The 13,678-nt window shown below is 40.2% G+C and carries 12 protein-coding genes; 3 read left to right on the top strand and 9 right to left on the bottom strand.

The window, feature by feature from the left end; genetic code table 11:
• Window position 1 precedes the first annotated feature (1 nt).
• The 5 genes from ABVF21_RS10105 to ABVF21_RS10085 form a co-directional block, all read right to left on the bottom strand.
• Window positions 2–3,169, bottom strand: a complete 3,168-nt coding sequence (locus ABVF21_RS10105) for a bifunctional cytochrome P450/NADPH--P450 reductase (RefSeq protein WP_371018154.1) — start codon at window positions 3,167–3,169, stop codon at window positions 2–4.
• 73 nt (window positions 3,170–3,242) lie between these two features.
• Entirely contained in the window at window positions 3,243–3,815 is a 573-nt protein-coding gene (locus ABVF21_RS10100; RefSeq protein ID WP_371018153.1) for a TetR/AcrR family transcriptional regulator, read from the bottom strand.
• A gap of 307 nt (window positions 3,816–4,122) precedes the next feature.
• Window positions 4,123–4,602 (bottom strand): site-2 protease family protein, encoded by a 480-nt coding sequence (locus ABVF21_RS10095; protein WP_303530305.1) that lies wholly within the window; start codon window positions 4,600–4,602, stop codon window positions 4,123–4,125.
• Between the two features lie 221 nt (window positions 4,603–4,823).
• Window positions 4,824–5,924 carry a M24 family metallopeptidase gene (locus ABVF21_RS10090; protein ID WP_303530304.1) on the bottom strand — a complete coding sequence of 367 codons (1,101 nt, stop codon included), beginning with the start codon at window positions 5,922–5,924 and terminating at the stop codon, window positions 4,824–4,826.
• A gap of 43 nt (window positions 5,925–5,967) precedes the next feature.
• Window positions 5,968–7,362 carry a sodium:solute symporter family protein gene (locus ABVF21_RS10085; protein WP_194220421.1) on the bottom strand — a complete coding sequence of 465 codons (1,395 nt, stop codon included), beginning with the start codon at window positions 7,360–7,362 and terminating at the stop codon, window positions 5,968–5,970.
• A 545-nt stretch (window positions 7,363–7,907) separates the two neighbouring features.
• On the opposite strand from ABVF21_RS10085, the gene ABVF21_RS10080 reads away from it, so the two are divergent.
• Complete coding sequence (locus ABVF21_RS10080) at window positions 7,908–9,317, top strand: MBL fold metallo-hydrolase (protein ID WP_371018152.1); 1,410 nt, start codon at window positions 7,908–7,910, stop codon at window positions 9,315–9,317.
• Between the two features lie 40 nt (window positions 9,318–9,357).
• Here ABVF21_RS10080 and ABVF21_RS10075 read toward each other — a convergent pair whose 3' ends face one another.
• Window positions 9,358–10,521 carry an MFS transporter gene (locus tag ABVF21_RS10075; protein ID WP_371018150.1) on the bottom strand — a complete coding sequence of 388 codons (1,164 nt, stop codon included), beginning with the start codon at window positions 10,519–10,521 and terminating at the stop codon, window positions 9,358–9,360.
• 290 nt (window positions 10,522–10,811) lie between these two features.
• On the opposite strand from ABVF21_RS10075, the gene ABVF21_RS10070 reads away from it, so the two are divergent.
• A complete protein-coding gene (locus ABVF21_RS10070) occupies window positions 10,812–11,414 on the top strand; it encodes a TetR/AcrR family transcriptional regulator (RefSeq protein WP_303530297.1) in 603 nt (200 codons plus the stop codon).
• Window positions 11,415–11,558: 144 nt separating this feature from the next.
• Window positions 11,559–12,323: an alpha/beta hydrolase gene (locus ABVF21_RS10065; protein WP_371018149.1), complete on the top strand. Its 765-nt coding sequence runs from the start codon at window positions 11,559–11,561 to the stop codon at window positions 12,321–12,323.
• Between the two features lie 99 nt (window positions 12,324–12,422).
• Here the strand turns inward: ABVF21_RS10065 and ABVF21_RS10060 are convergent, their stop codons facing one another.
• The 3 genes from ABVF21_RS10060 to ABVF21_RS10050 are packed head-to-tail and all read right to left on the bottom strand — an operon-like array spanning window position 12,423 to window position 13,543.
• Window positions 12,423–12,668 carry a hypothetical protein gene (locus ABVF21_RS10060; RefSeq protein WP_371018148.1) on the bottom strand — a complete coding sequence of 82 codons (246 nt, stop codon included), beginning with the start codon at window positions 12,666–12,668 and terminating at the stop codon, window positions 12,423–12,425.
• On the bottom strand, window positions 12,652–13,188 hold the full coding sequence (locus ABVF21_RS10055) for an RNA polymerase sigma factor (protein ID WP_303530291.1): 537 nt from the start codon (window positions 13,186–13,188) through the stop codon (window positions 12,652–12,654). Before ABVF21_RS10055 ends, ABVF21_RS10060 begins: the two co-directional genes overlap by 17 nt.
• A complete protein-coding gene (locus ABVF21_RS10050; RefSeq protein ID WP_303530289.1) occupies window positions 13,178–13,543 on the bottom strand; it encodes a hypothetical protein in 366 nt (121 codons plus the stop codon). Before ABVF21_RS10050 ends, ABVF21_RS10055 begins: the two co-directional genes overlap by 11 nt.
• Window positions 13,544–13,678 lie beyond the last annotated feature (135 nt).

Genomic DNA, 13,678 nt, shown 5'->3' with positions numbered 1-13,678 from the left:
TTTAAGCGCCAGCCCATACGTCTTTCGCATATCGGCCGTCTCGCTCAAGTTCCTCTAGCCATTGAATTGCTTCTTGCTCAGTTGTTTCATACATCGATTGATAGCTTGCGATCATCGTTTGTTCAACTTCAGGAGCCATGTGGCTACCGTCGCCGCAAACGTACAAGCGTCCACCATCTTTTAGAAGTGGGATAACATCTGTAGCGTTATCGGATACAAGGTGTTGAACATACGTTTTTTCTTTTCCAGGGCAACGAGAGAAAGCAGTGTGAAGGGTAACAAGTCCATCTTTTTCAGCTTGCTCTAGCTCTTCCTGGTATAAGTAATCATGTTCAGGATTACGACAGCCGAAGTAGAGGTGAGCAGCACCAAGCTTGACGCCCTGCTTGCTTAATTCGCGACGTGCTTGAATGAACCCTCTAAATGGCGCAATGCCAGTTCCAGGTCCAATTAAGACCATTGGCGTTTCTGGATCTTCTGGAAGCTGGAAGTTGGACTGTGGCGTGTTAATGAAGCAGGCCACTTTGTCACCAAATTCACGCGTTGCCAGGTAGTTAGAGGCAACACCTTTGTACTCTCCTTTGCCATTCCATGCGGTGTCTCGAACGACACTAACAGTCATGCTCGCTTCTCGCTCTTTGTAAAGCGGAGAACTAGAAATGGAGTAGTAGCGAGCTTTCAATGGTGGAAGCAGTGCAATGAATCGCTCAAATGGAATCTCACAAGCCATGTACTCCTCAACGAGTTCAAGCATCGTAACGCGTTTCTCAAGAACTTCTTTTTTATATGTGTCATCTTCAAGTAATTGCTCGAGCTCCACAACATGCGGTGGGCAAACTGTATGTGCAGCGAGCGCACGTATTTGAGAACGGGTTGCTGGTTCTTGAAGCTCTACATAAGAAGAAAGAAGTTCCTGGAGTTTCACTGGTTTGTCAGTAGGAAGATGCGCTGCTTTACCAGAATCTCCAGTCAGTAGAACGTGATCATGACCATTTAAAGAGAAGCGCTCGAGGACGCGATTAACCATGTTATCACTGTTTTGTGGAAGTATACCAACATGATCACCTTCCTGGTATGAAGCGCCATCAGGAAGCATAAGTTCAATGTGACGCGTGCTTCTACCGCTCTCTGTATGCTGTAATTCTACATTTCGATTAATAATAGCAGTGAAAGCATGATGTGTTCTAGCGAGAGGCGTATCACTTACGCCACTCACGAAGCTCATAGAGATCGCGCTGTTTTCTGCATTATTTTCATTTAATTCTATATTCATCGCTTCTGCGAGATTTGGCCAAAGCGTTGCTTCCCATTTCTCATAATCGCCTTCAAAGTCATCACTTGCATCACCAAATCCAGTTTCAGCCATTCGCTTTGCACCTTTTTGAGATAATTGCTCGTCGATGAAAGAAGGGATACGTTGATAAGTGTTTGCCCAGTTACGGTCACCGCAACCAAATACAGCATATTGCACACCATTTACTGCTCCATCTTCCATCTCATCGAGCCACTGTACAAATTCATCCGCATTGTCTGGAGGATTTCCGTTATAGGAAGCAGACACAATCAGAACAGCCCCTTCCTGTGGAAGTTCATTCACATAATCGTTCAGTGGTCCAACTTGAGAGCTAAAGCCTTGTTGTCGACCAGTCTCAGCAAGGTCACGTGCAATACCTTCAGCTGATCCGAGGTTTGAACCATATAAGACAAGAAGAGGAGTGCCATGCGCATTTTCAACGGGTGTTGGCGCAGTTTTCTTATCTTTTTGAACAGGCTCAGAAGCTTGAGTTACAAAAGAAATCGATTCTTTTCGTGGTTTCACCTTCATTTTCATGCCGTCAGGTTTTAATGTTAATGTTTCTTTCACATCTAGCTGATAATTTGCATGATCAATCAGTTCGAAATTCTGGATGATCATACCAAGCAAAAGCGTAGATTCGTGAAGAGAGAACTGTTGTCCGATACAAGCACGCTGTCCATTACCAAATGGTTTAAAAGCATGGGCCGGGATAGAAGATGGGTCTTCAAAACGCTCTGGAATAAATGATTCGACATCTTCACCCCAGATGGATTTATCACGGTGAAGTTCTGGTAGGAGAAGGGTGAAATCATCCCCTTTTTTCACATCATATTCACCGTTTAACGTGGTGTCTTCTTTCGCATAAAGAGTAAACGCGGGAGCCGTTGGCCATAACCGAAGCGTTTCATTTAAAATCATTCGGACATATTTAAGCTGTTTCACTTGCTTATAGTCAGGAATGCCATCTCCAACAACGCGATCGACTTCTTCCTGTGCTTTGGCTAGTTTGTCAGGATTGTTCATTAAATAGTAAAGGGTAAATGAAAGCAGACCGCTGGTAGTTTCGTGCCCAGCTATTAAAAAGGTAATAATTTGGAAACGAATGTTTTTATCATCAAGAGGTTCACCTGTCTCTGGGTCTTTTCCTTTTAACATATGAGATAGAAGATCATCTTCACCCTGATCACCGTTTTTCTTACGATCGGCGATTAAGTCATCGACAAGATTGAACATATAGTCAATGTCTTCTCGAAATTGCTTTTTAGATCTTACCATTAGCTTATCTTGAACGCCGAGACGTTGTGATTGATTCATTGCTTCATCTAGCGCACGAACCATAGCATCGACAAACTCATGATTATTCTCTCTGTAGAAGCTATTAAAACGAAAGTCGAATCCACAAAGACCAATAGTATCAAGCGTTAAGCGAGTCATGTCTTCAGATACATCGACTTCTTCATCTGGATTTAATCGTGCCCATTTTTGAATAAGCTGTGTAGCAATATCAACCATTTTGTTATGGTAGCCTTTCATGGCCTGTTGGCTAAAGCTTGGTAGAAGAATATTATGGGCTTTTTTCCAATTTGGTTCTTCCGTTTCGCTTGTAAATAGACCATCTCCACCGAAAGCACGAACTTTTTGGAGGGCGGGTCCTACTTTTTTGTCAAACCGCTTCTCATCGGTAATTTCAGCGACAAGATCTGCGCTGGACACGAATGTACTTGTGCGGCCAGGAAATTGAAATTGGTAGATTGGACCAAATTCTTTTGCTAGTCTCATAAACGATTGAATAGGTTTTTCTTTATCAATAAGAGGAATGCTTCCTAAAGGTCCATATGTTCGGGGGTGTGGGAACGATTTCTTAGTAGTCATGTTTAAATCACCTCATCTGTTAATTAGCGGAATGAACGTTCATTCATTTCGCTTTATGAAGAGCAAATGCTCTTCACGAATGTGATCTTACGGAATCCCATAAGCTATTCTCAATACCTGAAAGAAGCTCTGGGTCGGGATGAAGTTCACCTGCTCTTACAAGATTCTGAAGTTCTAGAAAAGCTCCATAAAGGATGGCGATTAAGGCTTCAGAAGGCAGGTTTCGAATTACTGATTGTTGTTTACCAATATCAAAGAAGCTTCTTAATAGATTAAGCAGCTGTGTGAAATCTTCCTGACTTTGACTGTCTAGAAAGTATGCGGCACTATGCTTTTTAATAAAATAGAGCGCATGTTCATTTTGATTTGTAAACAAAATCATGGCTTTAAATATATGATGAAACTGATCACGAACGGACTGATGATAAGGAAATTGATCCTCAATCGTCTTTGTAAATGTTCGAACATAATCTTGAAAAAGGGTGTTAACGAGCACCTCTTTATTCTCAAAATAACGGTAGATCGTGCCAGCACCCACATTAGCTGAGGTGGCAATCATTGGCACGGTAGTCGCATCAAAACCTCGCTCGGCAAATAAAGCAAGAGCGCTTGTCATAATGTTTTCCCGTTTATTTTGGGTCGTCACAAGCATCCCCCTTTCTTACACAACATACGGAATGAACATTCATTCCCTTTCTATTTTAAACCTATTGGAAAAGCTTAACAATAAAGCAGAGGACCTAAAAAGATTGAAGATCTTGTTAACTAAAGGGTCTTAAAACCCATGAATATGCAAATGATTGGAAAAACAATCTTTTGAAATCATGATGTGATATTTAAAGAGGATTATTTTTCCTTTAATGCCCCTCATCATAGAAGGAAGGTTCTCAAGTCAAAGAAAGAGCCACTCTTCGGACGAAAAGTGGCTATTTCTATGAAAGTTATGTCATCGATCAATCGATTGGATCTTCTGCTTTTCCGTAGCGAAGTACATCAATAATAGCCATGCCGTCGCTTGGTTTACCAGAATCATTTCGATAAGGCATGAGAGAGAAGAAGATAAAGTAGATGGAGAAGTAAGTGAATTGATAGAAGAATAGGTCTACTGGAAGGACTTCCGCATAAATCAATGCGTTCATAATAAGAACGACAATGATGTTAAATAAACTACCTGCCGCATAGATGGCAACGTGTGCCCATGTCTTGTTGTAAGTGAGGTCCTCGTACTGACACCATCCTTCCATAAAGTACTTCTTTTTAACTTCTAGAGGTCCGATATTAAAAATGGTCTTGCCAGTGCCGATACAGAATTTAATTTTTCCTCCGAAAATCCTTGCAACAAGAACGTGACCAGCTTCATGTAGTAGAGTAATGATCGGTAATATGATGAAAAAGTTCACGAAGAACATTGGGATATCGCTTAAGGTAAACATTTAAAACCTCCAAAGTAGTATTGTGGTGAGTTATGACCAAATATAAAGTGCTGTAAGAAGAGCGTTCCCGTATCTGATGTGTTTGTAACACGATTAGAAGATGTTCTATTTATCAAAAAGTTTAGCTTACGTAAATGATGGAGGTTAGAAAACAATCATATGTACGAGAAGGAATTCATCATATAAAAAGGAACGCCCTATGAAAGGCGTTCCTTGGGAGCTTATTCAATAATTTGAAGTTCTTTCGGATACTTTGTTAATGTTTCATACCCTGTTTTCGTAACAAGAACATCATCTTCAATTCGAACTCCGCCTACTTCAGGTACATAGATGCCTGGTTCGATCGTATATGTCATTCCTTCAACTAGAAGAGAGTCGTTGTTTTCACTCATAGATGGATATTCATGAACTTCAATTCCAATTCCATGACCGATGCGATGAGGGAACTGGTCTCCATATCCAGCGTCTGCAATGATTCGTCTCGCCGTTTTATCAAGATCCCCAAGTCTTGTTCCAGGTTGAGAGATATTGAGCGTTTCAAGCTGCGCGTTCAATACGACATCATAAATTTCTTTTTGCTTTTCATTCACTTCTTTGTAAGCAACTGTTCGCGTAATGTCTGAACAATAACCATCTAGCACCACACCAAGGTCGAATAAAACAAGGTCGCCTCTTTTTAGCTTACGATCGCCAGGGTTACCGTGTGGCTGTCCTGCTTTTTCACCGAAAAGCACCATTGTTGAAAAGGACATTTCACGAATTCCTTTTTTCTTAAGTTCGTACTCAATCGTTGCAAGAACTTCCATCTCAGTACAACCTTCTTGGAGCGCTTTAACTCCCGTCTCAACTCCGAAGTCTGCTAGTTCAGCAGCTCTTCTTAGGATCTCTAATTCTTGCTCATCTTTAATCAAACGTAGTTCGTGAAGTTTCTCTTCAGCACTTGTAAATGAAACAGATGGATAACGTTTCATAATTTGTTCAGCGCGTCCATAAGAGAGGGTCTCTTTCTCTATAGCTACCTGATTCGCTTCTTTAATACCACGACTCTTCAAGGCATTATGGATAAATTCCCATGGATCATCGGCATCTCCATGTCCGATAATCTCATGTTTCCATCCTGCATCTCTTGCTTGAGATACTTCCATTCCCGGACAAACTAGAAATGGCTCTGCATCCGGGAAAATAAATAAACCTAATAGTCGTTCATGTGGTTCACATTCAAAGTTGGAAAGATAGAATACATTGGAAGAAGAATGAACAAACGCAAAGGTTTGTCCAGTTTCTTCTAGCCAATTCGAAAAGTTCTCTAAACGATGATTCATTTTTTCTCACAACCTGTTCTTTAAAATTTATATGACTACTGATTTATACAGACTTTGTTTTATTTGTTGTTAATAATGTAACGACAATTAATACGATAACAGCTACTGGAACAGCGAAAAGAACACTATTTAGTTCAAATGGTTTTGCAAGTGGGATTTCCCAAACAAGCGTTGTCACCACACCGGCGATCATAGAGGATACACCGCCATAAAGGTTAACTCGTTTCCAGAAGAAGACAGCTAATACGGCAGGAGTAATACCAGCTCCGTAAACGGTATAAGCATACATTTGAACAGATAATACTGTAGGGAAGAAGCTAATAATGACATAAGCAAGAACCCCGAGGATGACGATGAACCATTTGGTCATGACTAACAACTGTTTATCAGTCGCATCCTTTTTTAAATATTTTCCGTACAGATCATACGTGACGTTTGTAGCGGCAGAAAGAAGGTAAGAGTTACCTGTAGTGATGATAAATGCTGTTGCTGCTGTTAATAAAATTCCCCCGACAAACGTTGGCATCACGACAGTTGTTGCCATCAGTGCCATCCCTGGATCGATATCAGGGAAGATAGAACGTGCTGCAAAAGCGATTAAACTAATTGTTGGAGAAATCAGGAGCATCGCCACAAGCCAACCAATTTGAGCTTTTTTCGATGAACGATCTCCACTTGATGAAGCCAACCGTTGGTACATGTTCTGGTCAGCCAATAATAGAAAGAGAGAAGGTAATAAATAACCTAATAATTGAATGTTCGATAACTGACCGCTAAATGTTAAGTGTTCTTTTGGTACATTCGCCAGGATGCTGTCCCAACCACCAGCAATAATAAATATGGTTGGTAACGTGATTCCTAGCCCTACAACCATCAAAATGGCACTTACAGCATCAGTAGGAGCTACCGAGCGTAATCCACCAATCGTTGCTAGGAAGATGATAAGAGCGGCACCGATAATAGTACCTGTTTCAACTGAAATACCTGTTGTCAGATTCAGAATGAAACCAAACCCTTTCATTTGATAGGAAACAATTCCTACATAGGCAAGAATAATGATAATGCCTGCCAGCGTCCTCGCGAATGAACCGTATTTTTCTTCAAGAATAGAAGAAACTGTATATTTCCCAAATGCTCGGATTCTTGGAGCAATGATATAAAGAATCAAGATACCTACTATCGTTGGAATGGCCATAAGAAACGCAGGAATAATGCCATAGCTGTAGGCCATGGATGTTTCGCCACCTGAGATGCTTCCACTACCTGTCCAAGTTGCTAGCAGTGTACCCGTTAATACTAGAGCACCAAGTCCTTTACCAGCGAGAATAAAATCCTCACTATTTGACACTTTTTTAGAGAAATAAATTCCAAGTCCCACCATGAGAATGCCATAAGCAATAACAAACCATAGAAGGTTAGGATTGTGTGTAATTTCCATTACGTAAACGTCACTTCCTTGTCTTAGTTGTGTTTTTTCTTAGGTGCGCACCGTTAAATATGCTATCACAACAAATTGTGTAATAAAAAAAGCGGGAAATAATCTATGTGGAATACTTTGGGAATATAACGGATGAGAATCTAAATACACACTACTTTATTCGCGTATTATTGGTTATTATTTGTATTTAGTAGAAAATAATTCAATTAAAATAGTTATATAGTACTGAATCGAAAAACTTTGTAGATTAAATAAAAGCGCTATTATTTGGATTTTTACTATAATTTAAACAATTTAAAGATCGATAAACATGTGAATTGAAGTAAACACTAGAAAATGGCGTTCTGTTAAGAGCTATTTATTGTGTTCAAGATTGAAAATAATAAAGAGCACTCTCTTTTTCTTTAGAAGGGGAAAATGATGTTTTAGAGAACTAGTTATTCAGGGTATAAAGCAAGAAGGTTGATGAAAAGTTTAAAAAAGTTTATGATGAAATCAAATACCCTGTGGGGTAATTAATAATACGTTTTCGGGAGGATTAAATCATGTATTTACGTACTTTCTTTGATGAGAAATTGGCACAGTATTCTTATATGATCGGTTGTCAACGAACTGGTGAAGCGCTTGTGATTGACCCTGCGCGTGACGTGACACCGTATTTAGAAACAGCGAAAAAAGAAGGGTTTCATCTTGCGGCCGCAGCTGAAACGCATATACACGCCGATTTTGTATCAGGCGCGAGACAATTAGCTGAAAAGCATGATGTGAAATTATATTTATCAGATGAAGGAGATCAAGACTGGAAATACGGTTATCTAGAAGGATTAAATGTCGAACTAGTAACGGACGGTTCAATTATTAGCGTTGGTAATGTAGAACTTCGCGTGATGCATACCCCAGGCCATACCCCGGAAAGTATTTCGTTCGAACTCACTGATCGCGGTGGTGGCTCAGAAGTACCAATGGGCATTTTCACAGGAGACTTTGTCTTTGTTGGGGATATTGGTCGTCCGGATTTGCTTGAAAAAGCCGCAGGTGCTGTAGGCACAGCGGAAACTGGAGCGAAGGCGATGTTCCAATCACTTCAAAAATTTAAAGAGCTACCAGAATATCTAACGGTTTGGCCAGGACACGGTGCAGGTAGTGCTTGTGGGAAATCTCTTGGTGCTGTGCCGCAATCAACAGTGGGCTATGAGCTCCGAAATAATTGGGCTTTGAAAGAAGAGAACGAAGGGGAATTCGTTAAAGAACTATTAAATGAACAGCCAGAAGCCCCAACATACTTTGCCGTTATGAAAAAGGTCAATAAAGAAGGACCTAACGTGTTATCAGGGGAAGAACTCGAGAAGATTATGAATGTTGACGAGTTCCGTGCGCTTGCACGGAAGGACAACACAACAATCGTTGATACACGTCCTGCACAGGATTTTGCAGAAGGACATATTGATGGAGCGATTAATCTTCCATTTAATAAAGCCTTTACGAATTGGTCAGGCTGGGTTCTAGATTATGATCACGATCTTCTCCTCATTGCAGACGATGAGCAGAAAGGCGAGATTGTGAAGGCCTTCCATTCGATTGGGATCGACCATATACGTGGCTATGCAAGTCCAGAACTTCTTTCCCAGTGGGACGATCTAGAGGGATATTCCTTTATCTCAACGGAACAATTGAATGATGTATATGACAAAGAAGATGTTTATGTTGTAGATATTCGAAAAGAAAATGAATGGAACGCAGGCCATATTCCTGGAGCTAATCATCACATGCTTGGCTATTTAGAAGAACAGGCGAATGACATTCCAGAAGATAAAACAATCGTCGTTCACTGTCAGTCTGGTACTCGTTCAGCAATCGGAACAAGCTTACTACAATCACTCGGTTTCAAGGACATTTTAAACTATAGCGGTGGATTTGCTGCGTGGGAAAAAGATGGAGATAAAATCGAAAAATAATCAAAAAAAAGCGTAAAGCAGACACTGCTTTACGCTTTTTTTATGCACTCATTTCAGTATCTAACGTAGCCGGCTTAGGCTTCATTAGCATTAATCCGATTCCTCCAGCACTAAGGACAGCTGCAACGAGGAACGGTGCGTGAGCTGATACTCCTTGACCAATCAAACCGGAAAGAACAGGAGCAATGGCCGCACCGAGCCAGCGGAGGAAATTGTATCCTCCTGACGTAATGCTTCTTTCATATGGAGAAACCTCCATAACGTAGCTTGTAAATAACGCATTATTTAGTCCGGAAGCAAGACCTGAGACGATCACGACAGTAATCAGAAGAGGTGTTGATGGAACAACAAATAGTAAGGCTAGTAAGGTAGCAAAAATCAATAAGCTATACGGAAGAATCTTCTTAGGTAGAAACTTCTTCTCAAGCTGGTGACTTAATATGGCTGATCCATAAGCGAGCATTAATCCCCAGCCAAAGAAGACAAATCCAATTTGAATCGCATTAAGTCCGATAATTAGTGGCGTATAAGCCAGAACTACGAAAAATCCATAGTAATAAAGCATTGCTGCAAGAGCGGAAGTTAGGAATGGCTTGTATGAGAAAAGTCCTTTTAACTCACTCATTCCAACAGGCTTGCGTTTTTGTTTGCCATTTGGTTCAAACACAAAGAATAGAACAAGGCAGAATGCAGCTAGAATTAAGATGGACGTTGCAAAGAAAGGGAATCTCCATGAATAACCACCAAGAACACCACCTACAAGTGGTCCGCCCGCCATTCCAAATCCAATAGCTGCCTCATAGTAGCCAACGGCTTTTTGCGGGTCTTTAGATAAAGCGATTAAAAGCGTCATAGCTGTCGCGAAGAACATAGAATTACCAAATCCCCAACCTGCTCTAAAAATAGATAGGCTAGCGATTCCATTTGAAAGAGCGCAAAGCAGTGCAAAGACCGTAACGATAAATAAACCAAATACCATCATGCGCTTATCACCAAATCGACTTGCAAAAATACCGGCTGGAATCATCATAATCGCCATTGTCAAAATGTAAGCAGTAAACAGCATTTCAACCTGCCAGTGGTTCGCTCCAATTTGCTCTGCGATCGTTGGAAGAATCGGATCGACAATCCCGATACCCATAAACGCAAGGAAGGTGGCGGCGATCGTTATCCATCTTGCTTTCGTGAATTTCTTTTCATTCATTAAACTTAACCTCCTATTACGAATCGTTCATAACAAGAACAACGGTTGTTATCTATCTCACCTTAAGGTGGGGGGCAACTTCCCCTAAAGGTCAGATTGGTTCATCTAACCATCAGAGGGGAAGAAGCAAAAACCCCCTCTGATGGAAGTTTCACTTTATACAACAAGTGTCGTAAAATAGTGTAACAGAGTGATGAAAATGAGCAATAATCAAGTTATTGAGTTATGTAGTCTAAACAACACATGTGATATAAACGTTGATAAAAAGTTAATTTTGAAGGAGATTTTTCATGAGAGAGAAAGAGGATCCACGGGTAACACGAACAAAAAAGCTTTTGCAGAATGCATTTATTCACCTGATGTCAGTAAAAGAATACGAGAAAATCACTATTGCAGATATTACAACAGAAGCAACGGTTAACCGAGCTACCTTTTATTTGCATTACCAGGATAAAGAAGAATTACTGTTGCAAACGGTTGATGAAATGCTGAGTCAGCTGTTTGGTGAAGCACTAACCATTCCACCTGGCAATTTGCCGATTGATGAATTGCAGCGATATATTGCAGAGCACATCTTTTCGAGCATTGCCGAATACGATAAGTTTTTCCACGTGATGTTAATCAAGAAAGGGATGCCAAATTTTCTGGATCATATGCGCAGCTTCTTTTTTGATTTCTACGATAACCGCATTGCAAAGGGGAGGTTCGAACCTTTGCCATTACCAAGTGAGGTGATCGCAAGCTATATCGCTTCTGCGTATACAGGAATGATTTCCTGGTGGCTAGAAAATGAGATGCCATACACACCGGAAGAAATGGCTGAGCAAATGATTCAGTTGAATCAAAAGGGGCCGACTGGGATTTTGAAGATGCATGTGAGGAAGCGAGAGTAGGAGTACCTTCCTGAGCAAATTAAACATCATGGTAAAGCTAGTCTCCTTTTCCAATTGGAAAAGGAGACTAGCTTTTTTAGTGTTAATAGAGGAACCGTTAGATTTTGATAGAAAAGGAAAGGAAGCGGAGGGGGTGTATGAAAAATGTTAGTGAAAAGTAAATATTGGATTCCGGTGTTTCAAGAAGAGAGGATCATTCGCGTCTATTTGCCTCATGAGTACGCTCATACAGATAGAAGCTACCCGGTTCTTTATATGCATGATGGACAAAACGTATTTGAAGATCAGGATGCAGTTGGTGGAAGTTCGCTGAGGTTGTTAAACTATTTGGAGCAAAAAAAGTTTCAGCTTATTGTTGTTGCTATTGATTCAGGAGCTAAACGAATGGAAGAGTATGGCTTATGGAAGCATGGCCAGTTAAGTGAAGAGCTAACAGGTAAAAGTGACATCGTAGAAGCGAAGGGTCGAGAGTATCTCGAATATATCGTAAAAGATTTAAAGCCAGCTATCGACGCTACATATCGAACTCTTATAAACACAAATTTTATGGCGGGAATTTCTTTAGGGGGATTACTTACTACATATGCCCTCTGTCGTTATCCTACTGTTTTCAGTAAAGGAGCTGGCATCTCTTCCGCTTTTTTTCGAAACCAAGAAGAGTTGGAGAAATTTATCTTGGAGTCTGAACTAACAGATCGTAGTTGTATTTATTTGGATTGCGGTGATAAGGAATCTGGAGACGAGCGGATTGATAAAGCATTTCTGAATTCAAATGATCGAATATATCAAATGCTCGAGGAGAAAGCTTCATGTGTGCAATTTCAGTTGATAAAGGATGGGGAGCATAACTATGAATCATTTCGTACCAGAACGGCTGATTTGATGAGTTTTTTTATGAATGAGAGATAAAGTGAATGAATGTTATATCTAACACTTCATTAGTAAAAGACGGAAATTGTTGAAGTAAAGGAAAGGGACCTTCAAAGAAGGTCCCTTTCGAATTGATATCTAAAGAATGATTAAGAAACCTGCCGATAAAGCAATGGTTACGACGATAGGAGCTAATTGAATCTTTAGTAAAAGACCAGGTGTCATGGAGTGATTTTCTAGTGGGTTTTGTACTGGCGTAGCTAAAAAATCAGCTAGACGATCGCTTTTCTTCTGTTTAAAGGGGATAGGAGGAACATCGACAGTGTACTGGTCGAGCTGTTCACGGAGTTCTTTAGGTAGGTCGTGCTTATAGTGTGATTTCATCATTTTGCCCCTCCAATAATTCTCTTAAGTGTTTGATCGCTTTAGATAATCTTGATTTAACGGTTCCAACGGGGATATCTAGAACGTTGGCGGTTTCTTCTTGAGTCATATCATGATAATAGATGAGAAGGATAACCGACCGATGTTTTTCAGAAAGTTCTTTAATAGCCCACTGAATTGTCATTTTCTCAACAGTATCACTAGAGAAACTTTCTTCTCCCTTGACTAGAAAGGGAATGAGTGAATGCCACTTTTTTCTCCGTTTAATTTTATTGATCATCAGCTGATAACCGATTTTAAATAGATACGTTTTAAGCGATGCTCTTGTACCATCAAAGCGATCCTGGTATTTATGGAATTTAACGAATGTATCCTGCACAATGTCGATACTAAACTGCTCATCCCGCGTATAACGATAGATAAATCGATAAAGTGGGTCTTTGTATATAAGATAAATAGTCTCAAATGTCATAGATACGGTTGCTTCTAAGGAATAATCGCCACTTTCCTTAAAACTCATTCGGCCAGCGCTCTTTTATCCCTTTATACGTGTAAGCCAGACGAAAAATAAACCACAGAAACGTAATAAGTGGAAAGACAAACGTTTGATGTAGAAAGAACTGAACAAATGGATTTTCGATATTCTCACCTTTAATTAGAAAAACAAATAGCCCAGTAATGCATAGGAATGAGTAAATGGACGATGCAATCATGACATAATCCCAGCGTGACCAGTAGAAATAAAGATTTGTTTTTTGAAAGTCAATTCTCCCATTCGTTTTGTGAACATGTTTTTGAAGCGTTGCAATTAAGACGGCAAACAGAGTTCCAAGTACCCCAGCTGCGATTAACCCCATTACCCAACCGATAGCCATGTTTATCCACACCTCTCATTTCTTTATTTTCACATATTTATACAATTATTAGGATGATAAAGTTCATTTTTGTTGAGATTTATTTTCCGGCATAAAAGGTGTATGCCTAACTTCATCGATTTCATAGTGTTAGAA

It is taken from the genome of Pseudalkalibacillus sp. JSM 102089 (assembly GCF_041366475.1).
GTDB lineage: Bacteria > Bacillota > Bacilli > Bacillales > Guptibacillaceae > Guptibacillus > Guptibacillus hwajinpoensis_B.
The sequence above is the reverse complement of the archived record's forward strand: the minus strand, read 5'-3'. Positions and strand labels throughout refer to the sequence as shown.